The sequence below is a fragment of the Myceligenerans crystallogenes genome (assembly GCF_039529775.1).
Taxonomy (GTDB): Bacteria; Actinomycetota; Actinomycetes; order Actinomycetales; family Cellulomonadaceae; genus Myceligenerans; species Myceligenerans crystallogenes.
The window spans coordinates 89,774-114,101 of sequence record NZ_BAAANL010000004.1; the positions used below are offsets into that span (position 1 = coordinate 89,774).

Below are 24,328 nucleotides of genomic sequence, written 5' to 3' on the forward strand. Positions count from 1 at the left end.
CCCTGCCGCGCGGATCAGGCGGGCCGGATCAGGCGACGCCCAGGTAGGCCTCGCGGATCGACGTGTCGTCGAGGAGTTCCGCGCCGGTGCCTGTCTTGACGATGTTGCCCGTCTCGAGGACGTACGCGCGGTTGGCGAGCGTGAGCGCCTGCTTGGCGTTCTGCTCCACGACCAGGATGGTCGTGCCCTGCTCGGCGATCTCCTTGATGATCGAGAAGATCTGCTGGATGAGCATCGGGGCCAGGCCCATCGACGGCTCGTCCAGGAGCAGGAGCTTCGGGCGCGACATCAGCGCGCGGCCGATGGCGAGCATCTGCTGCTCGCCGCCGGACATCGTGCCGCCGAACTGCTTCTTGCGCTCCCCGAGACGAGGGAACAGGTCGTAGACGCGGTCGAAGTCCTTGGCGACCTCGGCCCGGTCACGCCGCGTGTAGGCACCCATCTCCAGGTTCTCCACGACGGTCATCCCCGGGAAGATGCCGCGGCCCTCGGGCGCGAGCACCAGGCCCTGGCGCATGCGCTGATCGGCCCGCAGGCTGGTGACGTCGTGGCCGTCGAACATGATGGAACCGGACGCGACGCCGCGGACGCCGGAGACGGCCCGCATCGTCGACGTCTTGCCGGCACCGTTCGCGCCGATCAGCGCCACGATCTCGCCCTGTTCGACCTCGATGGTCAGGCCGTGCAACGCCTGGATCTTCCCGTAGTTGAGGACGATGTCCTTGACCTCAAGCAGCATCAGGCTCTCCCAGGTAGGCGGCGATGACCTTCGGGTCGCGGGCGACCTCGGCCGGGACGCCGTCCGCGATCTTCGAGCCGAACTCGAGGACCACGATGCGGTCGGTGACCCCCATGACCAGCTTCATGTCGTGCTCGATGAGCAGGACGGTCAGGCCACGGTCCCGGATGCGGCGGATGAGCTGCATGAGCTCCTCCTTCTCCGCCGGGTTGAAGCCCGCCGCCGGCTCGTCCAGGCACAGCAGCTTGGGGTCGGTCGCCATCGCGCGGGCGATCTCCAGCCGGCGCTGGTAGCCGTAGGGGAGGTTGCGGGCGAGCTCGTCGCTCCGGTCCGCGACCCCGACGAACCGCAGCAGCTCGTACGCCTTACGGCGGCTGCGCCGTTCCTCCAATTCGTGCCGGCTGACCCCGAACACCTTGGCCAGGGCACGCGCCACCGGGCCGGCCGGGAGATCCTCCTCCGGGACGCCCCAGACCCGGTAGAGCCGGAACATCGCGCCGAGCGCGGAGGTCTTGTTCCGCGCGTCGCACCCGACGAGCACGTTCTCCAGCGCCGACATCTCGGGGAACAGGCGGATGTTCTGGAACGTCCGCGCGATCCCGAGGGCCGTGATCTGGTGCGGCTTGCGGCCGGAGATCGTACCGCCGTCGAACGTGATCGTGCCCGACGTCGGCCGGTAGACGCCCGTCATCGCGTTGAACGCGGTCGTCTTGCCGGCGCCGTTCGGGCCGATCAGGCCAAGGATCTCGCCCCTGCGGATCTGGAAGTCGACGTCGTTCAGCGCGACGACGCCGCCGAAGCGGAGCGTCACGTGATCCATGGACAGCAGCACGTCACCGGCTGCCTGGGGGGCCACCTCGGTGGCCGTCTGCGTGGTCTGCTCAGGCATCTGCTGCAGCCTCCTCCGCCTCGTGCTTGCGGTCCTCGAGCTCACGTGCCCGGCGGCGGTTCGGGAACAGGCCCTGCGGGCGCAGCACCATGATCACCACCAGCGCGAGGCCGAAGGCCAGCGGACGCCATGCCTCGAACTCGCGGAAGCGCTCCGGCAGGTACGTGATGAGGAACGCGCCGAACAGCGCGCCCCAGATGTTGCCGGAGCCGCCGATGACGACCATCGCGACGAACAGGAACGACAGGTTGAGCTGGAACAGGTTCGGCTCGACGCTCGCCTGTTTGGTCGCGAACAGCAGGCCCGCGATCGCGCCGAGAGCGGCACCGATGGCGAAGGCCCACAGTTTGAACTTGAACCCGTTCACGCCCATGACGGCGGCGGCGTCCTCGTCCTCACGGATGGCGAGCCAGGACCGGCCGACCCGGCTGTTCTCCAGCCGGCGCAGCAGCCAGATGACGAGCACGAGCACCGCCAGTGCGAGCCAGTACCAGCGCTCCGGCAGCATCGTGCTGAAGAAGTCCTTGTCCGGGGCCGGGGGCTCCGGGACCTTCGTGATGCCGCTCGCGCCGTTGGTCCAGCTGGAGTTGCGCATGACGATGCGGATGATCTCGCCGAAGCCCATCGTCACGATGGCGAGGTAGTCGCCGCGCAGCCGGAGGGTCGGGGTACCGAGGGCGACGCCGGAGATCAGCGCCAGGCAGAGCGCCAGCGGGACGCAGGCGGCGAACGCCATGGCCCAGCCGGTCGGCAGGCCGAACTGCGCGGCGATGGCCTGCGTGACCGGCGAGTTGGGCGAGCCGAACAGCGCGAGCGAGTAGGCGCCCACCGCGTAGAAGCCGACGTAGCCGAGGTCCAGCAGGCCGGCCCAGCCGATCACCACGTTCAGGCCGGCGGCGATGATCATGTAGAGCGTGATCGTGAAGAGCGTGCTCGCCCAGTCCGACCCGCCCTCACCGAGGTCGGTGCGGATGTACGCGAACGGCAGCACGTCCAGGAACGGCAGGTAGACGCAGAACGCGAGGCCGACGACGAGCAGCAGCACTCGCACCCAGCGCGGGCCGGCGGAGATCTTGCCGGGGAGGCCGAGGGTCCACTCCCGCACTGTTTCGAGGGTTTTCGTGTTGTCGGTCATGCGCGGGCCTTCCCGAGGGACTCACCGAGGATGCCGGTGGGACGGAACATGAGGACGACGACGAGGATGACGAACGCTGTCACGTCCTCCCAGTTCGAGGAGATCACGGCCGAGGAGTACACCTCGCAGATGCCGAGCAGCAGGCCGCCCACCAGCGCGCCGCGCAGGTTGCCGATCCCGCCGAGCACGGCGGCCGTGAAGGCCTTCATGCCGATCAGGAAGCCCATGTCGAACTTGGCGAAGTCGTACTTGAGCGTGTGCAGAAGCGCCGCGAGACCCGCCGCGACCCCCCCGATCACGAAGACCAGCACGATGATCCTGTCCTTGTTCACGCCCATGAGGGACGCCGTGTCCGGGTCCTGCGCGACGGCGCGCACGCCACGGCCCAAGCGGGACTTGTTCACGAACTGGTCGAGAACGATCATCATCGCGACGCCCGCCACGATGACGATGAGGTCGATGTTGCTGACCCCGACCCCCCCGATCGAGAACGCCTCCTGGGTGGGGATGATGGTGGGGATGTTCACCGCCGCACGCCCGAACTGGGCGCCGGGGAACCACACCTTGAAGGCGTGGCCGAACAGTTCCATGAGCACCATGGAGCAGCCGATCGCGGTGATGAGGACGATGAGGCGCGGGGCGTTCTTGTCCCGCAGCGGCTTGTAGGCGACGCGCTCGATGACGAGCGCGGTTCCGGCCGTGGCCGTGGCGGCAACGAGACCTGCCAGCAGGGTGATGCCGATCGCGAGCGGAACGCCGACACCGCTGTCGGCGCCGAGGGCGGTGTACACGCCGAGCACCGTCCAGGCGCCGACCATGAACACCTCGCCGTGCGCGAAGTTGATGAGGCGGAGCACGCCGTACACCAGGGTGTAGCCCAGTGCGACGAGGGCGTAGATCGAGCCCTTCGTGAGGCCGTCGATCGTGTAGCCGCCGAGGCCTTCGATGAGGTTGCTGAAGTCCATCTGTTTTGTCTTCTCCGATGTGGTCCTGGGCGACGCAGGGCGGGGCGGTGAGGAGTCCTCACCGCCCCGCCAGGCGCCGGTGCGGAGCAGTCGTTACTGCTCGATCTCCTGGTCGGGGACCAGCGCGCCGTCCTCGACCTTGTAGGACCAGACGATGACGTTCTCGGCCGCGACGTCACCGTTCTCGTCGAAGGAGTAGTTCTTCGTGAGGCCCTCGCCGGTGTAGCCGTCGACGTAGGTCTCCATGTCCTCGCGGGTGGTGTGCCCGGCCTTGATGCCCTCGAGGAAGATGCTCATGGCGTCGTAGCCCTCACCGGCGTACGCGCCGGCGGCCTCGCCGAACATCTCCTCGTAGTCCTCGGCGAAGGTGCCCTCGGAGGGGACGCACGGGCAGGTGACGATGGCACCCTCGGACGCGTCGCCCGCGGCCTTCGGGAAGTCGACGCCGTACAGGCCGTCCCCGCCGATGAACGGCGTCTCGAGGCCCGCGTCGCGGATCTGCTTGAGGAACGGGCCGGCCTCGGCGGCGTAGCCCGCGTACACGATGGCGTCCGGCTTGGCGCTCTCGATCTTGCCGATGGTCGCGGCGAAGTCGGTCTGCTTCTCCTGCGTCTTGTCGGACTCCGTGACCTTGTCGCCCAGGACCTCACGGATCTTCTCGCCGAGCGGCGCGCCGTAGGCGGTCTGGTCGTCGACGACGAAGACCTTCTCGGCCTCGAGCACCTCGGCCACGTAGTTCGCAATCGCCGTGCCCTGCACCAGGTCGTGGCCCACCACGCGGTGGAACGTCTCGGAGGGCTCGTCGACCGTCAGCTCGGTGGCGGTGGCCGACTGGGAGATCATCGTCAGGCTGCCGTCGGCGAAGATCGGCTGGGTCGCCTTGGTCTCGCCGGAGAACGCGCCGCCGATGACACCGATGTAGGACTCGTCCTGCACCATCTTGGTGGCGACGCCAGGAGCCTTCGCCGGGTCACCCTCGGTGTCGAACTCGACGAGCTTGACCGCACATTCCGGGTCCTCGGCCTCGTACTCGGCCAGCGCCATCTTCGCCGCGTTCACCGAGGGAAGCACGATGCTGGCGTTGGCCCCGGAGAGCGCGCCCATGACACCGATGTTGAGCGAGCACTCGCCGTCGGCGCCGCCTCCGCCACCCGTGTCCACGGTGCCGCACGCGGATGCGGTCAGTGCGACGGCAAGCGCCAGGGCGCCGCCTGCAAACAGTGTGTTCCGCCTCAAGGCTGTTCCTACTTCCTGTCGTGTCCATCGCCTGCTGGGCGGTGGACGGACCGCTGGGGCGCCGACCCTGTGTGACGAGCCGGACCATCCCGTTCAGGGCACGAAAACTACACCACCGGTGTAGCACGATTGAACCTGGGGCCGGGGTGACCCAGCGGATCCTTGTGGAATCGTTACTCGAGGCCCTCGGGGGATTGCGTGCGTATTGCGGCCCTGTTACATGACGCGGGCAACCGCATCGATCGCCCGCCGCCGCGCAGCGTTGCGCATATCACGGGACGCGGCGGGCTCAGGTGTGTAGGCTGGCAGGTGTTGCAGTGCGATCGTTCTTCCGAGAGATGACGACCACCGTGATTCACCGCGATCCCGAAGGCCGGGGTCGTCACTCTTGCAAGGAGCAAGGCATGGCATTTGGAACCGTCAAGTGGTTCAACGCTGAGAAGGGCTTCGGCTTCATCGCCCCCGAAGAGGGCGGCAGCGACGTGTTCGCGCACTACAGCGCGATCCAGACCAACGGCTACCGCACGCTGGAGGAGAACCAGCGCGTGGAGTTCGACGTGAAGCAGGGCCCGAAGGGTCTGCAGGCGGAGAACATCCGCATCGCGTGATCTCACCGCCCGGGCTGAGCCCGGGCGAGCACGAAGGGCCCGTCTCCCCGTTCGGGGAGGCGGGCCCTTTCGTCGTTCCGGTGTGTGGGTTTCGTCGCCCGGATGTGTGGGTATCCGGAGGCGAACACGGGACGACGCCGCTCGGTGAGCGACGTCGTCCCGGCGATCAGAACCTCGCGAAGCGATCAGAAGCCGCCGAAGTCCCCGCCCCCGAAGTCCCCGCCGCCGAAATCGCCCCCACCGAAATCACCGCCGCCGTCGAAGAAGCCACCGCCCGCGTCGGCCGCGCCGGCGTCGCCGCCGGAGGCCTCGACCGCGCCTGCGTCACCGGCGTCGCCGCCCTCGCCCGCGCCCGCTTCCTCGCCGGAGCCCGCGTCGCCCTCGGAACCCTCGGCCCCCGCCTCGGCGTCGGCCGCGTGCTCCTGGGTCGGGTCGCCGAACTCGGGCCCGAACATCGCGTTCGCGACGGCGGATCCGATGACCATGCCGCCGATCGTGCCGAGCAGGCTCGCGCCGAGCATCGTACCGAAGCCCGGGCCGCCTCCCCCGCCGAAGCTGCGCTGCAACGTGCCCGGCTCGCGCATCTCGGCGCGGGTCGCGGTGCGGGCGAGCGTGCGCGGGTCGTCCGACATCGCCTGCTCGTGCGGGGGAACCTGCGCGTTCAGGTCCTGGAGCACCTTGCGGCGCTGCTCGGGCGTCAGCTTGGCGAACGCCTCCTCGTGCGCCTGCTCCACGGCCTCGGGCGGGGCCGTGCGCAGCATGTACTTGTAGCGGTCGATCGCGACCTGGTCCGGATCACGGCTGCCCGCGGGCTGCTGGTACTGCTCGTTCTGGTAGCCGGAGGGCTGCGCCCCGTACTGGGGACCAGCGGCCGGCGCCTGACCGCCCTGCCCGCCGTACGGCCCGTACTGCTGGTAAGGGTCCTTCGGCTCGCGGCCGAGGAGTCGGTCGAGGAAACCCATCTCATGCCTTTCGTCGGAGCGTTCCTCCGTTCAACGTACCGACCCGGCGGCGGGTTCCGCGACCGGCCGTGTCATATGCCCGGATCCGGCGGCTGACGTCGCGGGACGTGTCCGGGTGCTCGTCGCCCCGGGCTCCTGGTGCTCGGCTCCCGGCGAACACGACGTCGTCGTGCCGTCCCCGTCGATGTCAGAGTCCGCTGGTAGACCTGAGGCATGTTCCTTCTCGAGCCAGGGCGCGCGGAGACGCTCGTGTACTCGGCCGGCGATCTCGTGCTGGCCGGGGAGTGCGAGTTCCGCCTGCTGCGGCGGCTCGACGAACTGCTCGGCAGGATCCCGCGGCGGGTCCGCGAGGAGGACGAGATGCTGGCCCGCACCGCGGCCCTCGGCGACGCGCACGAGCGCCGGGTGCTCACCAGCTACCAGTCACGGTTCGGCGTCTCGAGGTTCCGCGAGGCGGACGACGACGTCCCGCCGGGCGGGGTCGTCAGCGTGCCCGTGGCCCGGCACATGTCCCACGACGAGCTGATGGCCGCCCACGAACGCACCCTCGCGGCGATGGAGCACGGGGCGGACGTCGTCTACCAGGCGTCGTTCTTCGACGGCAGGTTCCACGGCCGCGCCGACTTCCTCGTCCGTGAGCCCGCCGGCGGCTCGCGGACGCCGGCAAGCGGGCCGACCTCGGGCGACACGCCGTCGTCGAGCAGCGGGCAGGCATCGGGCAACGCGCTGGCGTCGGAGGGTGGGCCCGCGATGCCGCGGTACGCGGTGTACGACACGAAGCTCGCGCGGCGGGCCAAGGTGCGGGCGCTGCTCCAGCTCGCCGCCTACGCGGACCAGCTCCTGGCGGCACGGATCGACCCGACCGACTACCTGCACCTGATCCTCGGCGACCGCGGCGAGAGCCACCACGAGCTGGGCGACGTGCTGCCGGTCTTCCGGCAGCGCCGCGAGCGCCTGCTGCGGGTCCTGGAGGAGCACGTGTCCGACGACGCCCCGGTGGCCTGGGGCGACGACCGCTGGCTGGCGTGCGGGCGGCTCGGGGTCTGCGCCGACTGCGCGGAGGCCGCGGCCACGCACCGCGACGTGCTGCTGGTCAAGGGCGTGTACGAGCGGCAGCGCGTGCGGCTGGCCGAGGCGGGCGTGACCACGATCGACGCGCTGGCGTCCGCGCAGGAACCGCCGGAAGGCATGTCGGAGACGCGCTTCGAGGGCCTCCGCGAGCAGGCACGGCTGCAGCTCGGCCTGGACGAGGGGCACGGCTCGGTGCCCCTGGAAGCCGATGGGACCGCCGACGGCCCGGTGCCGCCCGGTGGACGGGCCGCGGCCGCGTCGCACCTCGGGCCGGGGGCGGGCGCTGACGCGCGCCTGCGATGGAAGATCGTGGATCCCGGGCCGATCGACCGGCTGCCGCCGCCGTCGCCCGGCGACATCTTCTTCGACTTCGAGGGGGATCCGCTGTGGGAGGAGCCGGGGCCTGGTGGGTCCGGCGAGCCGGCTGCGATCGGGATCGACTACCTCTTCGGCTGGGTCGAGCGGCCGTCGTCGCCGGGCGGGAGTCCGGCCTTCCGGGGGCTGTGGGCCGATGATCCGGCCGCCGAACGCGATGCGCTCGTGCGGTTCGTGGATCATGTGAACGCGCGCCGTGCCGCGCATCCGGACCTGCACGTCTACCACTACGCGGCCTACGAGAAGACGCATCTGCTGTCGATCGCGGCCCGGCACGGCACGTACGAGGACGAGGTCGACGACCTGCTGCGCGACGGCGTGCTGGTGGACCTGTACGCGGTGGTCCGGTCCGCGCTGCGCACGAGCGACCGGTCGTTGTCGATCAAGAAGCTGGAGCCGCTGTACATGCGGGACGACCCGGCGCGCGAGGGGGTGACGGACGCGGCGTCGTCGGTGATCGAGTACGCGGAGTACGCGCAGGCGGTGGTGGAGGGGCGGCTGGAGAGCGCCGGTGCCCTCCGGGACCGGATCCTGAGGTACAACGAGTACGACTGCGTCTCGACGCTGCGGCTCCTGGAATGGCTGCGCCGGGCGCGCGCCGAGGCGGCTCCGGCCCTGCCCGTGACCCGGGCGGGAGCTCCGGACGACATACCGCTCACCCAGACGGACGTCCAGGCACAGGCCCCGCTCCCGCAGGGGAACGTCCGGGCACAGGCCCCGGTCCCGCAGGAGGACGTCCAGGCCCAGGCCCCGCTCCCGCACGAGGACGTGCGGACCCAGGCCGCTCCCGCGCCGTCCGCCCGGCAGGCGGACCGGGCGCGGCGGGCCGGGCTGGCGGGCCGGATCCGGGAGGCGGTGGGCGAGACCGTCGCGGAGCGCTCACCCGCACAGCAGGCGCTGGCGATGCTCGGGGCCGCCGTCGAGTACCACGTGCGCGAGGCGAAGCCGTACTGGCAGGAGCACTTCGCCCGGCTGGAGCTGCCCGTCGACGAGTGGCCGGGCCGCGGATCGACGTTTCAGGTCGAGGGCGCGCGCGTCACGCGGGAGTGGGAGATCGAGGCGGGGAAGCAGACGCCGTCCCGTGACCTGGAACTGTCCGGGACGATGCTCGACCAGTCGCGCGTGGGCGACTCGGATCTGGCGGCCGGGGCGAAGGTCCAGGTGCTGTACGACCAGCCGGTGCCGCCCGCCGTCGGCGAGCTCTCCGGGCGGGCGGTACGCGGCGCGCACGGCGGCGGCGAGATCCTTGACGCCAGGGAGACCGCCACGTTCCAGGACGTCGTCCTGCTGCGGGAGCGGCTGCGGCGCGACGTCGCCGGGCACGAGGCGCTGCCGGTGGCGCTCACGCCCGGCGCAGGGCCCGGGCACGGACCTCAGGAGAAGGCGATCGAGGCGGCCGCCGCCACCGGGCTCGGCGCCTGGACCGAGACCGGCGCGCTGCCGCCGGGGCCCGCGGCGGACATCCTGGAACGGCGCCCGCCCCGGCTGACCCGGGGCGGCGATCTTCCTCCTCCGGGACCGGACATGGTCGCGACGGTCACGGAGGCGGTCCGCGCGCTGGACCGTTCGTACGTCGCCGTGCAGGGGCCGCCCGGCACGGGAAAGACGCACGTCGGGTCGCACGTCATGGCACGGCTGGTCGCCGAGGGCTGGCGCGTCGGCGTCGTCTCGCAGTCCCATGCGGCGGTCGAGAACATGCTGCGGGCCGCGATCACCAAGGCGGGCGTGCCCGCCGGGGCCGTCGCGAAGAAGCAGGACGGCGGGATCGGGCGAGCACGGGCGCCGCATGCCGGCGGAGCCCCCTGGCAGGAGGTCGACGCCCCGGGCCTGGCCGAGTTCGCGGCGGGCGGTGCGCGCGGGTGCGTCGTCGGGGGCACGGCGTGGGACTTCGCGCACGAGCGATGGCCCGCGGAGTTCCTGGACCTGCTGGTGATCGACGAGGCCGGGCAGTTCTCCCTCGCGGACACGATCGCCGTCGCCCGGTCCGCGCAGCGCCTGCTGCTGCTCGGCGACCCGCGGCAGCTGCCTCAGGTGTCGCGGGCCAGGCATCCCGAGCCGGTGAACACCTCCGCGCTCGCCTGGCTGACGCACGAGGAGCCGGTGCTGCCCGCCCGCCTCGGGTACTTCCTCGGTACGTCCTGGCGCATGCACCCCGCGCTGTGCCGCAAGGTGTCCGACCTCGCCTACGCGGGCCGCCTGGAGGCCCATGACCTCACGGCGCGCCGCTCGCTCGGCGACGTGCGACCGGGCGTGGCCCAGGTACTGGTCCCCCACGAGGGCAACCGCGTCTCCTCCCCCGAGGAGGCGGACGAGGTGGTGCGCCAGGTGCGGAGCGTGCTCGGACGCGAGTGGCGGGACGGCGCGGGCAGACGGGCCGGAGCACCCGGTGCCGGGCCGGGACCCGCGCGCGAGCCGGCCGCCGTGCCCGCCCGGCCGCTGGACCAGGCCGACGTCCTCGTCGTGGCCGCCTACAACGCCCAGGTGCAGACCGTGCGCCGGGCCCTGGCCGAGGCGGGGCTCGATCGCGTGGCCGTCGGAACCGTGGATCGCTTCCAGGGCCGGGAGGCCCCGATGGTGATCCTGACGCTCGCGGCGTCGTCGGCCGCGGACGTGTCGCGCGGGATGGGGTTCCTGCTCGCCCGCGACCGCCTCAACGTGGCGGTGTCCCGCGCGCAGTGGCGGGCGGTGGTGATCCGCTCCCCGCGCCTGACCGACTACCTGCCGGGCGACTTCGAGGCCCGCGGCGTCAGGCACCTGATGGAGCTGGGCGCGTTCCTCCGGCTCACCGCCGCCCCGGCCTGAGCCTGGCCCTGGAGCCGCGGTCCCCCGGCGCAGCAGCGCCGGGCCCGCCGCCCGGCACGATACGGTGGGGCAAAATGTCCGGTCGGGATCGGGGTCGTCTGGCGTTCTCGATACTGAATGCTCCATAGTGGCCCCGCACCGACGTTGAAGGAGAGACCATGGCCGTGCGCTTCAACCCGCCCCCGGGTTGGCAAGTGCCCCCGGGCTTCCGACCCGACGCCAGCTGGGTGCCCGACCCGTCCTGGCCGCCGGCGCCGCCCGGCTGGGAGTACTGGATCGACGAGCCTCCCGCGCCACCCCAGCCGTTCGGCGGCTCCGGCCCGCTGGCCGTTCCGTCCGCCGGCTCCGGGCCGCTGACCGTGCCGCCCGGCGGGCCAGGGGCGACGATGCCCCCGCCCGGCCCCGCCGGCTCGGGGCAGACGCTCCCCCCGTCAGGCCCGGTCAGCTCAGGGCAGACGATCCCCCTGTCAGGCCCCGTCAGCGATCCGCTGCCCGCACCCGTCGACGCGACCTCCGTCCTCTCGCCGGTCGACGACGCCACGGTGCAGCGGATCGAACGCGACCTTCCCGGTGGACCCGGCTCGCTCCCACCCGCGGCATCGCCGCCGCGGCACGACGACGCCCCCGCCGGTCCCCGCGAGGACACCAGCACCATGGCGTTCAGCGCCGTGCCCGGCCCGATGTCGCCGCCGCACGGCATGCCCGGCCCGGTCCCACCGGGACCACCCGGCGCGACGGGGTCCGGCGGGCCGGGAATGCTCCCGCCCGGCAACCCCGAACCGCAGAACCCGGTCGCCGCGATCGGGCAGAACCTCCTCGGGTCGATCAAGAAGCTCGGCGCGAGGAACCACGACTCCCGGACGCCCCCGCCACCCGGGGCGATGATCGCCGCCGGGCCGGGACCCGCCGGTCCCGGCGTGCCGCTGCAGGCCGCTCCCGGCCCGGGCCTGCACGGCGGCCCGCCGCCCTCGGTGCGCCCGCCCGGCCGTCAGGGCGGCCCGAACCGCCCGGCCCCGGGCAACGGCCTCATGATCGGCGTCGGCGTCGCGGGCGTGGCGCTCGGCGTGATCATCGGCGTCTTCGTCACCGCGAACATGCAGGCCGACGCCAATCAGGCGATCACCGACGCCCAGGAGCTCGAGCAGGACGTCGCCGCCGAGCGCGAGGAGCTCGACGCGAAGCTCGCGCAGCTCAAGCAGGAACGCGACGAGGTGGCGAAGCGCGAGCAGGCGGTGAGCAAGCGCGAGTCGCAGATCGCCGACAGCGAGCGCGACCTGGCGGAGCAGGAACAGCAGCTCGCCGAGCAGCGGGCGCAGCAGGACGAGGAGGACCGGGAGGACCGGGAGCACGAGGGCCCCGGCGGCGATCCGGGTTACCAGTTCTTCCTCACCTGCGACGACGTCCGCGCAGCGGGTCGTGCACCACTGCCGAACACCGATCCGAGCTACAGCTGGCACCTCGACGGGAACGGCAACGGCCAGGCCTGCGAGGGCGGCGAGTAAACAGCACGAGCAGTCGCGAGCAGCAGCACGGACGGCCGGTCACGACGAGTGACCGGCCGTCCGCTACAGAGAGAACGGCCCGAGGCAGAACCCCAGATTTCTGCCCCGGGCCGTTCGTTTGTTCCCGCCGGAGGAACCCAGACTCCGGCGGGAAGTCTTTGTCGGCCCGGAATGCTCACGGGCCGGGTCGTCACCCTCCGGAGTCGCCTCCGAAGGGATCCGTGTCGCCGAGCGCGTCGCGATCGAGCGCGTCGTCACCGGCGGAATCCTCCTTCCCGGAACCGTCGCCCGAACCGGCGTCGCCGTCATCCCCGCCACCGAGCACCTGGTCGAGGATCTCCCCGACCCCGTCGGTGACGGTCTCGATGGGCCCGGCGGACCGGCTCGGCTGCGGCTCGTCCGGGGCGGGCGTCAGGATGTCGCCGCCCCCGTCCGCGGGGGACTCCGGCGTGGGCGCGGAGACGTCGATCAGTCCCTGCTGCAGCGCGACCGCGGCCTCGCTCAGGTCGAGCAGGCAGAGCCGCCACCGCTCGGCGGCGACGCCCGAGGGCACCGTGCCCAGCGCCGCCTCGGTCAGGTCCGCCGGCGCGGTCCAGGCCCGGCCGGTCCGTTGCGCGACGCACCGCTCCATCGCGGTCACCGCGGGCCGGTCCGTGGCCGTGGCCATCGTCGTGCCGAGCTCCTTGATCAGCCCCGGCAGCCCGGCGGCGTCCGGCCGCACCACGGTGTCCGTGGCCGGCTGGTACACCACCGCGCACTTCGCCGACGACGGCCGGCACCACGAGGCGCCCCACCGCTCACCCGCGGAGTAGACGAACCCGCGCGGCGCCACCTCCGAGCGCACCTCGGCGACCCGGAGCCAGACCTTCCCGTCGCCGAGCACGTCGAACGGCTTGATCTCGACGGACGCGGTCGACGGATCGCCCGCCACCAGCGGCTCGTCGAGCACGAGGTGCTGCAACCCGCCCTGTGCCGGGGAGGTGAGCCCGAACACGAGCGTGGCGCCGCCGTCGGCCCGGAGCACCATGGCGTCGTTCGTGACGCCCTGCCACAGGACCGTGCCGCCCTGGCGACCCGCGGCGAGCGCGCCGAAGTCCTTGCCGTCACCGGCGAAGATCTTCAGGTCGGTCCAGACCGTCCTCCCGTTCTTCACGCCCAGGTCGATCCGCGCGAGGAAGCGCCGGCCGTCGGCCCAGGCCCCGAGGCCGAGGTCGATGACGACGGTGTCCGCGTCCACGCGCTTCGTGATCGGCCGGGTGACCTGCTGCACGCCCGGACCGACCTCGGTGACCTGCGGCTCGGCCTCCGTCGCGGCGGGGATGCCCGTGGGGCTCGCCCCCGGGGCCTCGGGCGACGGCGCGGGCGCGACGTCGACGGTGCCGTCACCGGCCGACGTGCTCGCCGACGGCTCCACCTGCACCGGCCCGGAGTCCCACAGCCCGGGGATCCCGGGGATCGCCCCCGCCGCGCCCATGCCCGCGGTGCTCAGCGCCAGGCCGGCCGCGACGGCGTACCCCGCGCGGCGCGCGGTGTGCTTGCGCCGGCTGGAGCGCAGCACGGCGTCGACGTCGAGCGTCGAGGTACCGGCGGCGTCGAAGGCGGACTCGCGCAGGTGCGAGACGAACTCGTCGTCGGACATCGGGGCGTTCATCGTGCACCTCCCCGGGCCGACTCGAGGATGACCCGCAACTGGGACAGCCCGCGTGACGCCGTGGACTTCACGGTCCCGAGCGGGATCCGCAGCTCGTCGGCGACCTCGTGCTCCGAGAGGTCCAGCAGGTGCCGCATCACCACGACGCGGCGCTGCTTGAGCGGAAGCTGCAGCAGCGCGCGCACGACGGCGTCGCGGTCCTCGACCGTGCGGGTACCGGCACCGGCCCCGCCGCCCGCCGGCTCGCCGCGCGTCGCGGCCGGCTCGTTGAGCAGGTCCTCGGGGCCCGCGAGCACCTCGCGGCGATGCCGCCGCCAGGTGTCGATCCGCAGGTTGGCGAGAATGCGGCGCGCGTAGGTGAGCGGGTCGCCCTGCCGGGCCTTGTGCCAGTGGCGGTAGCAGCGCTCGAACGTCTGCTGCGTCAGTTCCTCCGCCCGGTGGCGGTCGCCGCAGAGCAGGAACGCCATCCGGTGCAACGGGTCACGGGCGTCGCGCATGAACTCCGTGAACTCGGCGTTCTTGTCGGCGGTCTTGCCTGCGCTCGAATCGACGGCCGGACGGGCCGCGACGCCGCGGCCTGTCTCGGGATGTCGAATGTTGTCGTTGCCACGCGCGGAGGCGTGGCGAATCTGGGGGGCCACGCGGCCCGAGGTTACGTCATCTGCGGTCGGTTTGCCGTGATCGGTGCAATCAACGATGTCGTTGTCCTGGTCGATCTCGGGTTCGGCGGACACCCGCCACGACGGACGGACGGCCGTGTCCTCCACGGCGAGCCCACCGGGCGCCCTCGAGGATGCCGTCGCCCCCTGCGCGACAGCAGCTCTCTCCGGCGAGCCCGGGTGCCGCTCGTCCTGCCGCACCGGGACCAGCCCGAGGCCCACGACGACGTGCGCATCCGTCCGAAATGCGGGAACGGTGACAGCGCGTGTGCGTTCGCACACGCTGTGTCTGTGGCCCGCCGCGACGTGCGCGGGGGGCGGGACAACGACTGTCACACAGGGAACACGCACCAGGTTCCGGCAAGGTTCCAAACAGTTTCATCAATTTTGTCAGGACGACGGATGGGCGCGGCCACCTTACGGTCGCGTGACGACGCGCCCGCGGGTGCCGTCCTACCGGGTGGCGCTCCCTATGCTGGCAAGGTGCCCCGAGTTCTCGTCGTCGACGACGACCGCACCGTCGCCGAGGTGGTCGTCGCGTACCTCGAACGCGCCGGGATCGACGCGGACCACGCCGCCGACGGCCACGCCGCGCTCGTCTCGGCCGCCGCGAACAGGCCGGACGCGGTCGTGCTGGACCTCATGCTGCCCCGGATCGACGGGCTCGAGGTGTGCCGCCGGCTCCGCGCCGCCGACCCCGGCCTGCCCGTCCTGATGCTCACCGCGCGCGGCGAGGAGGAGGATCGGGTGCTCGGCCTGGTGACCGGCGCCGACGACTACGTCACCAAGCCGTTCAGCGCGCGCGAGCTGACGCTGCGGGTCCAGGCCCTGCTCCGCCGGGCCGGCGTGGATTTCATCCCCGCCGAAAACGAACGGACTTTCCACGACGGCGACCTCACCCTGGACGCGCGCGCCCACCGGGTGCTGCGCGGCGGGCAGGAGGTCTCGCTCACGAGCCGGGAGTTCGACCTGCTGCACTGGTTCCTGCGGCATCCGGGGCAGGTGCAGGACCGGCCCGGCCTGATGCGCGAGGTCTGGGGCTGGGAGTTCGGGGACCAGTCGACGGTGACCGTGCACGTGCGCCGCCTGCGCGAGAAGCTCGAGGACGACCCGTCGGCGCCGAGGCGCCTCGTCACGATCTTCGGCGTCGGTTACCGCTGGGACCCCGCTCCGCCCGCGGCCGGCCGGGACGGGGCGTCGTGAACGAGGTGATGATCGAGGGCGTCATCCTGTCGGCCGGGGTGGCGGCGCTGGTCGGGGCGGCCGGCACGTTCGGCGTGTTCGCGCTCGCACGACGGCGCGCCGCGGTCGCGGCGGTGCTCGCGCCGCTGGTGGTGGTGCTGGCGGTCGCGGCCGGCGTCTACGCGAGCGTGCGGGCCATGTTCCTGTCCGACAAGGACTCGGCGACGGTCCTGCTGCTGCTCGCCGCGACCGTGCCGGTGGCGCTGGCCGTCGGTCTCGTCCTCGCGGTCCGGGTCTGGCGGATGGCCGCGACCGCCGCCGCGGCGCAGGCGGAGCACGGGCGGGACCTCGAGATCGAGGCGGGACGCCGCGAGATGGTCGCCTGGGTGTCGCACGACCTGCGCACCCCGCTCGCCGCCGTCCGCGTGCTGGCCGAGGCCCTGGAGGACGGCGTCGGGGACCGCGCCGGCACCGTGCGGCGGATCCAGGCGGAGAACCACCGGATGTCCGGCATGGTCGACGACCTGCTCGCACTCTCCCGCCTGCAGTCCCCCGCGCTGGTGCTGCGGCGCCAGCCCGTCGACCTGCGCGATCTCGTGTCCGACGCCGTCGCCGCGACCCGCCCGCTCGCGGACGCCCGCGGCGTGCGGATCACCGGGTCGGACGACGGCGAGGCCGCGGTGGCCTCCGTGGACGCGAGTGAGACCTCCCGGGCGATCGGGAACCTCCTGGTCAACGCCGTTCGCCACACACCCTCCGGCGGCACGGTGACTGTCACCGCCCGGATTGCCGGCAGCGCCGTCGTGGCGGTTCACGACGAGTGCGGGGGTATCCCTGAGGCCGAGCTCGAGCGGGTGTTCGACGCCGGCTGGCGCGGGACACGGGCACGGACACCGGAGCGCGAGGACGGGCCGGAGCCGGGAGGCGCCGGGCTCGGCCTGGCGATCGTGCGGGGCGTGGCCGAGGCGCACGGCGGCTCGGCCACGATCCGGAACGCCGGGCGCGGCTGCGTCGCCGAGCTACGCCTGCCGCTCGCCTGACAGCAGGGCGTCCAGGTAGCGGTTCCGGAACTTCCCGGCCGGGTCGAGACGCGCGGCGAGCTCCGCGAAGTCCGCGAACCGCGGGTACATCGCGGCAATGTCCCCCGGCGGCGTCACGGAGATCTTGCCCCAGTGCGGGCGGGCGCCGAGCGGCAGCAGCGCCGCCTCGACGTCGTGCAGCACGGCCCGCACGGCGGCGTCGTCCTGCTTCCAGGTGAAGTGCAGGGCGAGCGTGTCGCCGTCGAACGGGCTGAGCCAGAGGTCGTCGCCCGCGACCGTGCGGATCTCGCCCGCGAACAGCAGCGGCCCGATCCGCGGCCCGAGGCCGCGCAGCGCCTCGACGGCCGCGACCGCGCGCTCGCGCGGCACCAGGTACTCGGACTGCAGCTCGGCGCCGGACGACGGCGTGAACTCGCTCCGGAAGTGCGGCAGCCGCTCGTGCGCCGGGCCGGGCACGCCGCCCTGGACGGTGCAGGCCGCGGGGTCCTCGCCCGGCAGCGGGTGCACCGGGCCGGCGGCGTCGGCGGCCCCCAGCTCGAGCAGCACGTCGCGAGCCGGCCGCCGCTCCTGCTGCCCGGCGTCGCCGCCGACACGCGACTTGAGCCAGACCTGCGCGACATCGGCCTCGTCCCAGCGCGTGAACACGCTGACGGAGTACGCGGCGCCGGTGATCGCGTCGAGCTCGCCGAGCAGCGCCTCCCAGGGCAGGCCGACGACGACGTCCTGCCGCACCTCGAACGCGGGGTCCGTGGCCATCTCGACCCGCGTGACCACGCCGAGCGCGCCCAGGCCGACCACGGCGCCGGCGAAGTCGGCGTCGCCGCGGCGCAGCGTGCGGGTGCCGCCGTCGGCGGTCACCAGCTCGAGGCCGACGACGTCGCCCGCCAGGCAGCCGTTGGTGTCGCCGGAGCCGTGGGTCGCGGTCGCGACGGCCCCGGCGAGCGAGATGTGCGGCAGCGACGCCATCGTGCGCAGCGCTCTGCCCTGCTCCAGCAGCGCTACGGCCGCCTGCCCGTACAGCAGCCCCGCCCGGAGCGACGCGACGCCGGTCTCCTGGTCGACGACGGCCGCCGGGCGGCCGTCGTCGTACGCCTCCAGGAGCACGTGGGTACCGGTCGTGTCCGCGACGTCGCAGAACGAGTGCCGGGAGCCGAGCGGCTTGACCCGGCCGGCCCCCTCGACCACCCCGGCGAGTTCCTCCGGCGTCGCCGGCCGTGCGACGTGCCGCGCGGAGTACGCGAGATTCCGGGCCCAGTTCTGGTGGATGTCAACGCTCACACCGATACGATCCCACAGAGTCGCGCGCGGCCCGGAACCCCGGGACGGCCCCGGTTCAGGCGGTGGCCCTGGCCGCCTCCACGTTGAGCCGGCCGGCGAGGCCGACCATCTCCAGGACCCGCATGACCTCCGCCGACGGCTCGCGCAGGGTCACCGCGGAGCCGGTCTCCTCACCCAGCACGAAGACCTGCAGGATGAAGGCGATCCCGGACGAGTCGATGAAGGTCACGTCCCGCGCCTCGACGACCACGGGCGCGGGGTCCGGCCGCGAGGCGAGGGAGGCCATGGCCTGGCTCGCCGCCTCGCGCAGCTGGGCGTCGACCTCGCCCCAGAGGGTGAGGACCGAGCCCTCGTACACGTGCCTGCAGGTGATGCCCGACCCGGGACGCCCCGGCAGCGGGGCAGGGTCAGAAGAACTCGGGAAAGGGTCCATGTCTTCGTACACTCCGTTGTCAGCGGTTCGACCAATGTTTGACGTGCCCTTTTCGCTTGCTCACCTCGTCGTGACGCGCAGGGCCGGAATTCTGTTGAGTACGAGTCTTCCCCTCACCGCCCGAACAGTCCAGTCCCGACCAGTTAAGTTCACGTTGCGCGAAGCGATTTCCGGTGACATGACGCCAACGAGCGGACTACGCCCACCGGTTCCCGCCGCACTCGGCTTCCCCATGGCTCCTTAGGACTTGGGTCAATATCTCGTAGGTGAACCGCGCTCGCAATCCCGGATCGGTCACCTGGGGCGGCGCATCATGAAGATGCGCGTGCTCGGCGTGCTCGGCGTCCCGGTCAGGGCGTCGGTGGTACCGCCGGAGGGTTCGTCCGACGGCGCCGGGGACCGCACGCCCGAGTGTGACGGGGTCGCGTCCGGGGCGTCCGCCGCCGCGCAGGTGGGCGACGGCGAGGGTGACGGGGACGGTGTGGCCGTGGTCGGGGACGCCGCCGGCTCGCTGCCGTCCGGGCAGCTCACGTCGCCCGGCGACGACGACGGGTTCGGCGACGGCGACGGCGACGAGCTCGCGGACGGACTGGGCTTCGGCGAGGCCGACGGACTCGGCTTCTGCGACGGGCTGGGCGACGCGCTCGGCTTGCTTGTGGGCTGCCCGCTCGGCTCGCCGGTGGGCGACGGGGACGGCCGCTTGGTCGGGCGCATCGTCGGCTCGCCGGTGGGCTCGCCGGTCGGCTCGGCGTCCGGGCCTGGCTTGGGCTTGGGTGCCGGGGGCTTGGTGGAGGGGAGCGAGCCGTCGCCGGGGTCGGTGCTCGGACCGTCCGGCCCGCCCGGGCCCTTGTCGTTCCCGGCGGGGACCGCCGGCGCGCCCTCGCCCGGCTTCGGCCGTGCGGGCGGCTTGTAGCGCGGGTCGTCCCACACGCCGACGTCGGTCACGCCGACGGCGCGGTCCGGGATGATCCCGGCGGCGAAGAACTCGAAGTGCCACGGCTCGGGCTTCGATCCGTCGAGGCGCGCCCAGACGGGGTTGTCCCAGCCGAAGTCGGGCCCGTGCAGGCGGAGCCAGGTGTACTGGGCGCTCACGCCCGTGTGGATCGGCGAGCCGAAGTCCACCGCAATGCCCCAGCCGTGGTTCGACGTGCCGGGGACGGCGGCCAGGTACGGCTTCGCCGCCTTGACCGCGAGCTGCGCCTCGTACGACCGGTACGAGTCGGTGATCGGGATGCTCACCCCGAACTGCTGCTCGTACCCCGCGTTGAGCGCGGTCAGCCGCTCGGCCGCGTCGCAGCGCAGCAGGTGGCCGGGCGCGAACGCCAGGGGGCAGAGCACGTCGGCGGGGATGCGCCCGTTGGCGTATCCCGCCGTCGACAGCCCGAAGGCGTCGACGATCGACTCCAGGCTCCCGCGCAGATCCGCCGCGGCAGGGCCGGAGCCGTCGGCCGGCACCGGGTCCACCAGCGCGTCCCACAGCCCCGGATCCATCAGCCGGGCCAGCCGCTGGGCCGCGGTCACGACGTCGTCGTACGTGACGAGCAGGTCGTGGTCGTGGGAGTCCCCCGCCGTGGCGCCGGGGAGATCCTGGCCGGGGCCACCGGTCGGCACGCCGCCGGCCCGGGGCCGGACGTTCCGGACCTCGGTGGCCGACCATGCCTTCGCCGACGGCGTCGGGCCGGGCGCCGGGCTGCCCTGCCCGCCGCCCTTGCCGCCGGTGCCCTCGAGGCCTTCGGGCGGGGCGCCGTCGGCCCCCTCCGGACCTTGCGACGGGACGCCCGCGCCCGACGGAGCCGGCGAGGGGGCGCCGGACGGCGCGGCGCCGGGCGTGGCACTCGGCACACCCGCCGACGGCGCACCGCTCGGCACGCCCTCGGGAGCCTCGGCCGTGCGCGCCTCTTCCTGCGCCTTGTACGTGGTGTAGAGCATGCCGAGCTCGGCGGCGGCCTGGGCGATCTCCGGATCCAGCGCCGCGCCCTGCTGGACGGCCAGCTGATGCGCGCGCTCCAGCACGGCGAGCACCTGGGCGTGGGTGACGTCCGCGGAGCGCCCCGCGGGCAGCACCTCGGCCGCGCCCGCGTACGAGCGCAGCGGCGTGTCCGCGTAGCTGGCGCCACCGCCCTGCGGCAGGCTGCCGCCCGACACGAACAGGACCGCCGCGGCGACGATCGCCCCCGTCAGGCCGGAGGCCGTGCGCCGCACCGCCCGGCGATGCGTGCGCAGGAGCGCCAGGCCGGGAACGCGGGACCAGAAGGAACCGGACGCGCGGACACCGCCGGAAGGCGCCGCCCCGGCGCCGTCGGGTCCCCTGCGATCCGGATCGCTCGGGCTGCTCATGAACACCCTCCGTCGAATCCCTGGTCACCACTGCATGTGTCCTGCGGCAGGCATCCTTGCACAAGCCGGTGACATCCAGGTGCCGCATGCAGCCGGGGTGACGCTCGCGCGCCGTCCCGACCACCGATCGTGTCATCGCCGGACGCCGCGAACAAGGGTTCCGTCAAAAGCTTTCACAAACTCCGTCGCACGTCAGTGCAGCGAACCCACCGCCGCCCCCGCCGCGGCGACCAGGTCCCCGCCGGTCACGAGCTGCGTCACAGCGGCGATCTCGGGCGCCAGGACGCGGTCCGGGCCGGGGCCGCCCGCCACGCCACGGACGGCGTCGTGCACGGCGCGCGTTCCCGGTGCGAAACGTTCGGCACCCCACGGGCTGCCGCCGGACCGCTCGGCGAGCCGCAGGTCGAGCGCGCGGCAGGCCGTCAGCACCTCGATCGCGAGCACGCTCCCGAGCCCGTCGACGGCGCGGCGCAGCTTGCGGGCCGCCGTCCAGCCCATCGCGACGTGGTCCTCCTGCATCGCGGAGCTGGGGATCGAGTCGACGCTCGCGGGCACGGCCAGCCGCTTCAGCTCGCTCACGATCCCCGCGGCCGTGTACTGCGCGATCATCAGCCCCGAGTCGACGCCCGCCTCGTGCGCGAGGAACGGCGGCAGGCCCTCGTTCCGGTGCTTGTCGAGGTGGCGGTCGGTGCGCCGCTCGGAGATGCTCGCGACGTCGGCGACCGCGACCGCCAGGAAGTCCAGCGCGTAGCCCACCGGCGCCCCGTGGAAGTTGCCGCACGACTCGACCCGCCCGTCCGGCGTCACCACCGGGTTGTCGATCGCGGCCGCGAGCTCCCGCCCGGCGACTGCCGCCGCGTGGTCCAGGGTGTCGCGCGCCGCGCCGTGCACCTGCGGGGCGCAGCGCAGCGAGTAGGCGTCCTGCACGCGCGTGCACACCGGCGACCCGTCGTCGTAGGTCTCGCGGTGGCTGGCCATGATGCCGCTGCCCGCGAGCAGGGCGCGCAGGTTCGCGGCCGACGCCGCCTGCCCGGGGTGCGGCCGCAGCGCCACGAGGTCCTCGGCGAACGGCGCGTCGCTGCCGAGCAGCGCCTCGACGGCGAGCGCGGCGGCGATGTCGGCCACCGCGAGGAGGTTCCGCAGGTCGTGCAGCGCCAGGACGAGCATGCCGAGCATGCCGTCGGTCCCGTTGATCAGCGCGAGCCCTTCCTTCTCGGCGAGCGTGACGGGCGGGATCCCGGCGGCGGCGAGCGCCTCGGCGGCGGGCCGCGGCGCGGCGGCGTCGTCGTCGTTGTGGCCGACGACGGCGTCCGGGCGGCCCGCGACCCGGACCTGGCCCTCGCCCATGGCCGCGAGCGCCACGTGGCTCAGCGGGGCCAGATCGCCCGAGCAGCCGAGGGAGCCGTACTCGTGCACGACGGGCGTGATGCCCGCGTTCAGCATGTCCGCGTAGACCTGGGCCGTCCCGGGGCGGACGCCGGTGCGGCCGGTGGCGAGGGTGTTGAGACGGAGGAGCTGGAGGGCGCGGACCACCTCGGTCTCGACCTCGGGCCCGGTGCCGGCGGCGTGCGATCGGACCAGGCTGCGCTGCAGGTCCGTCCGGCGCCCGGCCGGGATGTGGGTGCGGGCCAGTGCCCCGAAGCCGGTGGAGACGCCGTAGTGGGGGCGGGGGTCGCCGGCGAGGTCGTCGATGATGCGGCGGGTCGCGGCCATGCGGTCGCGGGCGGCCTCGGTGAGGACGACGCGGGCGCCGTGCCGGGCGACGGCGACGACCTGCTCCTCGGTGAGCGGTTCGCCGGTGAGCTCGACGGCACCGGGATCGCCGGCACGCGGGCCGGCTGCGGTGGGTTCGACGGCGGTCGGTTCAGCGACGGTGCTGGTGGGAAGCGCCTGGCCGGTGCCCGGGGTCTCCGGGTGGGGCGTCGCGCGGGGCGTGGTCATGGGGCCAGTGTGCCTCGCGGGCGGCGACTCGTTGCGGCGGGAACGCGGCGGGAATTACGCGCTCACGGCGGGTACTACTACCCTGGCCGCGTCTATATCTGGTACATCACACTATGGCCGACCGATGGGACACAACGGTCCGACCGCCAACCCAGAGGACCCCGCGGGTCCCCGTTCGAGGAGCACTTTCCCTATGACCTCCCCCGACATCCAGACCAGTACCCCCGAGCCGACCAAGGAAGCCCCCGAGACGGTCACCCAGCAGGTGGCAACGGCGGTCTCCGAGGCGACCGGCCAGGAGGTCACCACCACCGCCGACGCCACCCCGGCCGCGGCGGCCTACGAGGAGCCGACGACCGTCGTCTTCAGCCTCGTCGGCTTCTTCCTCGCCTACATCCCGCTCGTCGGCGTGATCGTGAACGCCATCGCGGTCGCCAAGGCCGGCAAGGAGGGCTTCGACCTCTTCGTGGCCAAGTGGGGCCTGATCCTGGCGATCCTGTCCACCATCGGCGCGGCGATCCTCATCGGCCTGGGCTTCTGGCTCGGCCTGGAGGCCGGTCGCGGCAGCATGTGACCGGCCTTCTCGCGAGGTAGTGCCTGTTGCAGGCGCTACCTCGCGGTGGAGATTTCGTTGCCGTGGGCCACTGCGTAGGGAAAATATCTCCATATTTCACCCGCGTGACACGCGGGCGACACGCGGCCCCGCAAGCATCGGCCGGGCTGGCAAAGCGCCAGTCCAGTTCTCGGAAGGGGACGGCCAATGATGCAGGCCACCGTCTCGTCGTCGTACATCACGCGCGTCGCCGCGCTGATCGCGGCGCTCACCGCTTTCCTGACCCTCGCCTCGCTCGCGCTGCCGCAGCAGGCGTTCGCGTACCCGCCGGACGTCCCGTCGAAGTCGCAGGTCCAGTCGGAGCTGAACGCCATCACGGTCCGCGCCGAGGCGTCGCGCACGGGCTACAGCCGCGACCTGTTCCCGCACTGGATCACGCAGTCGGGCACGTGCAACATCCGCGAGTACGTGCTCAAGCGTGACGGCTCCAACGTCGTCACCGGCTCGGACTGCTACCCGACGTCGGGCAGCTGGTACAGCCAGTACGACGGCGTGACCCGCACCGCCGCGTCGCAGATCTCGATCGACCACATCGTGGCCCTGGCCGAGGCCTGGGACTCGGGCGCCAACGCCTGGACGACGAGCCGCCGCCAGTCGTTCGCGAACGACATCTCCGGCCCGCAGCTCATCGCCGTGACCACCGAGATCAACTCGTCGAAGAGCGACAAGGACATCGCGGAGTGGGTGCCGCCGCTGTCGAGCAAGCGCTGCGCCTTCGCCAAGATGGTCATCCACACGAAGTACCGCTGGGGCCTGTCGATGAACTCGGCCGAGAAGTCAGCCGCCCAGACCTACCTCAACACCTGCTCGTACTGACGTGAACCGGCCGGGCCACCGCTCCCGATCGGGGGCGGTGGCCCGGCCTTCCGGGCCCGGTGGTAATGAAGTTGCGCGGGGTTGGGAGAATAAG

The 24,328-nt window shown here is 72.8% G+C and carries 19 protein-coding genes; 7 read left to right on the forward strand and 12 right to left on the reverse strand.

The genetic code is table 11. The features are described from left to right. Positions 1-28 precede the first annotated feature (28 nt). From ABD208_RS10695 to ABD208_RS10715, 5 genes are all read right to left on the reverse strand, one after another. On the reverse strand, positions 29-742 hold the full coding sequence (locus tag ABD208_RS10695) for an ABC transporter ATP-binding protein (RefSeq protein ID WP_344103226.1): 714 nt from the start codon (positions 740-742) through the stop codon (positions 29-31). Next, positions 729-1,628 (reverse strand): ABC transporter ATP-binding protein, encoded by a 900-nt coding sequence (locus tag ABD208_RS10700; RefSeq protein WP_344102472.1) that lies wholly within the window; start codon positions 1,626-1,628, stop codon positions 729-731. The genes ABD208_RS10695 and ABD208_RS10700 overlap by 14 nt, the downstream gene beginning before the upstream one ends. Next, positions 1,621-2,763: a branched-chain amino acid ABC transporter permease gene (locus ABD208_RS10705; protein WP_344102475.1), complete on the reverse strand. Its 1,143-nt coding sequence runs from the start codon at positions 2,761-2,763 to the stop codon at positions 1,621-1,623. The genes ABD208_RS10700 and ABD208_RS10705 overlap by 8 nt, the downstream gene beginning before the upstream one ends. Next, the gene (locus ABD208_RS10710; RefSeq protein ID WP_344102477.1) at positions 2,760-3,728 is read right to left on the reverse strand and encodes a branched-chain amino acid ABC transporter permease; all 969 of its coding nucleotides are present in this window, start codon (positions 3,726-3,728) and stop codon (positions 2,760-2,762) included. The genes ABD208_RS10705 and ABD208_RS10710 overlap by 4 nt, the downstream gene beginning before the upstream one ends. A gap of 93 nt (positions 3,729-3,821) precedes the next feature. Next, positions 3,822-4,964, reverse strand: a complete 1,143-nt coding sequence (locus tag ABD208_RS10715) for a branched-chain amino acid ABC transporter substrate-binding protein (RefSeq protein WP_344102479.1) — start codon at positions 4,962-4,964, stop codon at positions 3,822-3,824. Positions 4,965-5,368: 404 nt separating this feature from the next. Here ABD208_RS10715 and ABD208_RS10720 point away from each other — a divergent pair, with 404 nt between their 5' ends. Next, complete coding sequence (locus ABD208_RS10720) at positions 5,369-5,572, forward strand: cold-shock protein (protein WP_344102481.1); 204 nt, start codon at positions 5,369-5,371, stop codon at positions 5,570-5,572. Positions 5,573-5,757: 185 nt separating this feature from the next. Here the strand turns inward: ABD208_RS10720 and ABD208_RS10725 are convergent, their stop codons facing one another. Further along, complete coding sequence (locus ABD208_RS10725; RefSeq protein WP_344102483.1) at positions 5,758-6,534, reverse strand: hypothetical protein; 777 nt, start codon at positions 6,532-6,534, stop codon at positions 5,758-5,760. A gap of 213 nt (positions 6,535-6,747) precedes the next feature. On the opposite strand from ABD208_RS10725, the gene ABD208_RS10730 reads away from it, so the two are divergent. Together ABD208_RS10730 and ABD208_RS10735 are read left to right on the forward strand one after the other, a co-directional pair. Continuing rightward, on the forward strand, positions 6,748-10,782 hold the full coding sequence (locus tag ABD208_RS10730; RefSeq protein ID WP_344102485.1) for an AAA domain-containing protein: 4,035 nt from the start codon (positions 6,748-6,750) through the stop codon (positions 10,780-10,782). A gap of 158 nt (positions 10,783-10,940) precedes the next feature. Then, a complete protein-coding gene (locus ABD208_RS10735) occupies positions 10,941-12,284 on the forward strand; it encodes an excalibur calcium-binding domain-containing protein (RefSeq protein ID WP_344102487.1) in 1,344 nt (447 codons plus the stop codon). Between the two features lie 190 nt (positions 12,285-12,474). Here the strand turns inward: ABD208_RS10735 and ABD208_RS10740 are convergent, their stop codons facing one another. Continuing rightward, entirely contained in the window at positions 12,475-13,935 is a 1,461-nt protein-coding gene (locus ABD208_RS10740; protein WP_344102489.1) for a hypothetical protein, read from the reverse strand. Beyond that, the gene (locus tag ABD208_RS10745; protein WP_344102491.1) at positions 13,932-14,576 is read right to left on the reverse strand and encodes a SigE family RNA polymerase sigma factor; all 645 of its coding nucleotides are present in this window, start codon (positions 14,574-14,576) and stop codon (positions 13,932-13,934) included. Before ABD208_RS10745 ends, ABD208_RS10740 begins: the two co-directional genes overlap by 4 nt. Positions 14,577-15,077: 501 nt before the next feature. On the opposite strand from ABD208_RS10745, the gene ABD208_RS10750 reads away from it, so the two are divergent. Both ABD208_RS10750 and ABD208_RS10755 read left to right on the forward strand, forming a co-directional pair. Then, the gene (locus tag ABD208_RS10750) at positions 15,078-15,797 is read left to right on the forward strand and encodes a response regulator transcription factor (protein ID WP_344102493.1); all 720 of its coding nucleotides are present in this window, start codon (positions 15,078-15,080) and stop codon (positions 15,795-15,797) included. After that, on the forward strand, positions 15,794-16,816 hold the full coding sequence (locus tag ABD208_RS10755) for a sensor histidine kinase (protein WP_344102495.1): 1,023 nt from the start codon (positions 15,794-15,796) through the stop codon (positions 16,814-16,816). The genes ABD208_RS10750 and ABD208_RS10755 overlap by 4 nt, the downstream gene beginning before the upstream one ends. Here the strand turns inward: ABD208_RS10755 and ABD208_RS10760 are convergent. From ABD208_RS10760 to hutH, 4 genes are all read right to left on the reverse strand, one after another. After that, on the reverse strand, positions 16,796-18,094 hold the full coding sequence (locus tag ABD208_RS10760; RefSeq protein ID WP_344102497.1) for a D-arabinono-1,4-lactone oxidase: 1,299 nt from the start codon (positions 18,092-18,094) through the stop codon (positions 16,796-16,798). The two genes, ABD208_RS10755 and ABD208_RS10760, sit on opposite strands and share 21 nt — an antisense overlap. 55 nt (positions 18,095-18,149) lie before the next feature. After that, positions 18,150-18,527 carry an STAS domain-containing protein gene (locus ABD208_RS10765; RefSeq protein ID WP_344102499.1) on the reverse strand — a complete coding sequence of 126 codons (378 nt, stop codon included), beginning with the start codon at positions 18,525-18,527 and terminating at the stop codon, positions 18,150-18,152. 294 nt (positions 18,528-18,821) lie between these two features. Continuing rightward, complete coding sequence (locus ABD208_RS10770) at positions 18,822-20,864, reverse strand: D-alanyl-D-alanine carboxypeptidase family protein (protein ID WP_344102501.1); 2,043 nt, start codon at positions 20,862-20,864, stop codon at positions 18,822-18,824. A 192-nt stretch (positions 20,865-21,056) separates the two neighbouring features. Beyond that, positions 21,057-22,805 (reverse strand): histidine ammonia-lyase, encoded by a 1,749-nt coding sequence (gene hutH / locus ABD208_RS10775; RefSeq protein WP_344102503.1) that lies wholly within the window; start codon positions 22,803-22,805, stop codon positions 21,057-21,059. 193 nt (positions 22,806-22,998) lie between these two features. Between hutH and ABD208_RS10780 the strand changes: the two genes are divergently transcribed. Beyond that, positions 22,999-23,379, forward strand: coding sequence for a hypothetical protein (locus ABD208_RS10780; RefSeq protein WP_344102505.1), 381 nt, complete (start codon positions 22,999-23,001; stop codon positions 23,377-23,379). 186 nt (positions 23,380-23,565) lie between these two features. Continuing rightward, the gene (locus ABD208_RS10785; protein WP_344102507.1) at positions 23,566-24,234 is read left to right on the forward strand and encodes a GmrSD restriction endonuclease domain-containing protein; all 669 of its coding nucleotides are present in this window, start codon (positions 23,566-23,568) and stop codon (positions 24,232-24,234) included. Positions 24,235-24,328: the final 94 nt, after the last annotated feature.

What these genes read in the sequence shown, in the direction of transcription:
- ABD208_RS10785 (WP_344102507.1), top strand. Translation starts at nt 23,566, where the DNA reads ATGATGCAGGCCACCGTCTCGTCGTCGTACATCACGCGCGTCGCCGCG.
- ABD208_RS10700 (WP_344102472.1), bottom strand. Translation starts at nt 1,628, where the DNA reads ATGCCTGAGCAGACCACGCAGACGGCCACCGAGGTGGCCCCCCAGGCA.
- ABD208_RS10770 (WP_344102501.1), bottom strand. Translation starts at nt 20,864, where the DNA reads ATGAGCAGCCCGAGCGATCCGGATCGCAGGGGACCCGACGGCGCCGGG.
- hutH (WP_344102503.1), bottom strand. Translation starts at nt 22,805, where the DNA reads ATGACCACGCCCCGCGCGACGCCCCACCCGGAGACCCCGGGCACCGGC.
- ABD208_RS10725 (WP_344102483.1), bottom strand. Translation starts at nt 6,534, where the DNA reads ATGGGTTTCCTCGACCGACTCCTCGGCCGCGAGCCGAAGGACCCTTAC.
- ABD208_RS10780 (WP_344102505.1), top strand. Translation starts at nt 22,999, where the DNA reads ATGACCTCCCCCGACATCCAGACCAGTACCCCCGAGCCGACCAAGGAA.
- ABD208_RS10735 (WP_344102487.1), top strand. Translation starts at nt 10,941, where the DNA reads ATGGCCGTGCGCTTCAACCCGCCCCCGGGTTGGCAAGTGCCCCCGGGC.
- ABD208_RS10730 (WP_344102485.1), top strand. Translation starts at nt 6,748, where the DNA reads ATGTTCCTTCTCGAGCCAGGGCGCGCGGAGACGCTCGTGTACTCGGCC.
- ABD208_RS10705 (WP_344102475.1), bottom strand. Translation starts at nt 2,763, where the DNA reads ATGACCGACAACACGAAAACCCTCGAAACAGTGCGGGAGTGGACCCTC.
- ABD208_RS10740 (WP_344102489.1), bottom strand. Translation starts at nt 13,935, where the DNA reads ATGAACGCCCCGATGTCCGACGACGAGTTCGTCTCGCACCTGCGCGAG.
- ABD208_RS10720 (WP_344102481.1), top strand. Translation starts at nt 5,369, where the DNA reads ATGGCATTTGGAACCGTCAAGTGGTTCAACGCTGAGAAGGGCTTCGGC.
- ABD208_RS10765 (WP_344102499.1), bottom strand. Translation starts at nt 18,527, where the DNA reads ATGGACCCTTTCCCGAGTTCTTCTGACCCTGCCCCGCTGCCGGGGCGT.
- ABD208_RS10710 (WP_344102477.1), bottom strand. Translation starts at nt 3,728, where the DNA reads ATGGACTTCAGCAACCTCATCGAAGGCCTCGGCGGCTACACGATCGAC.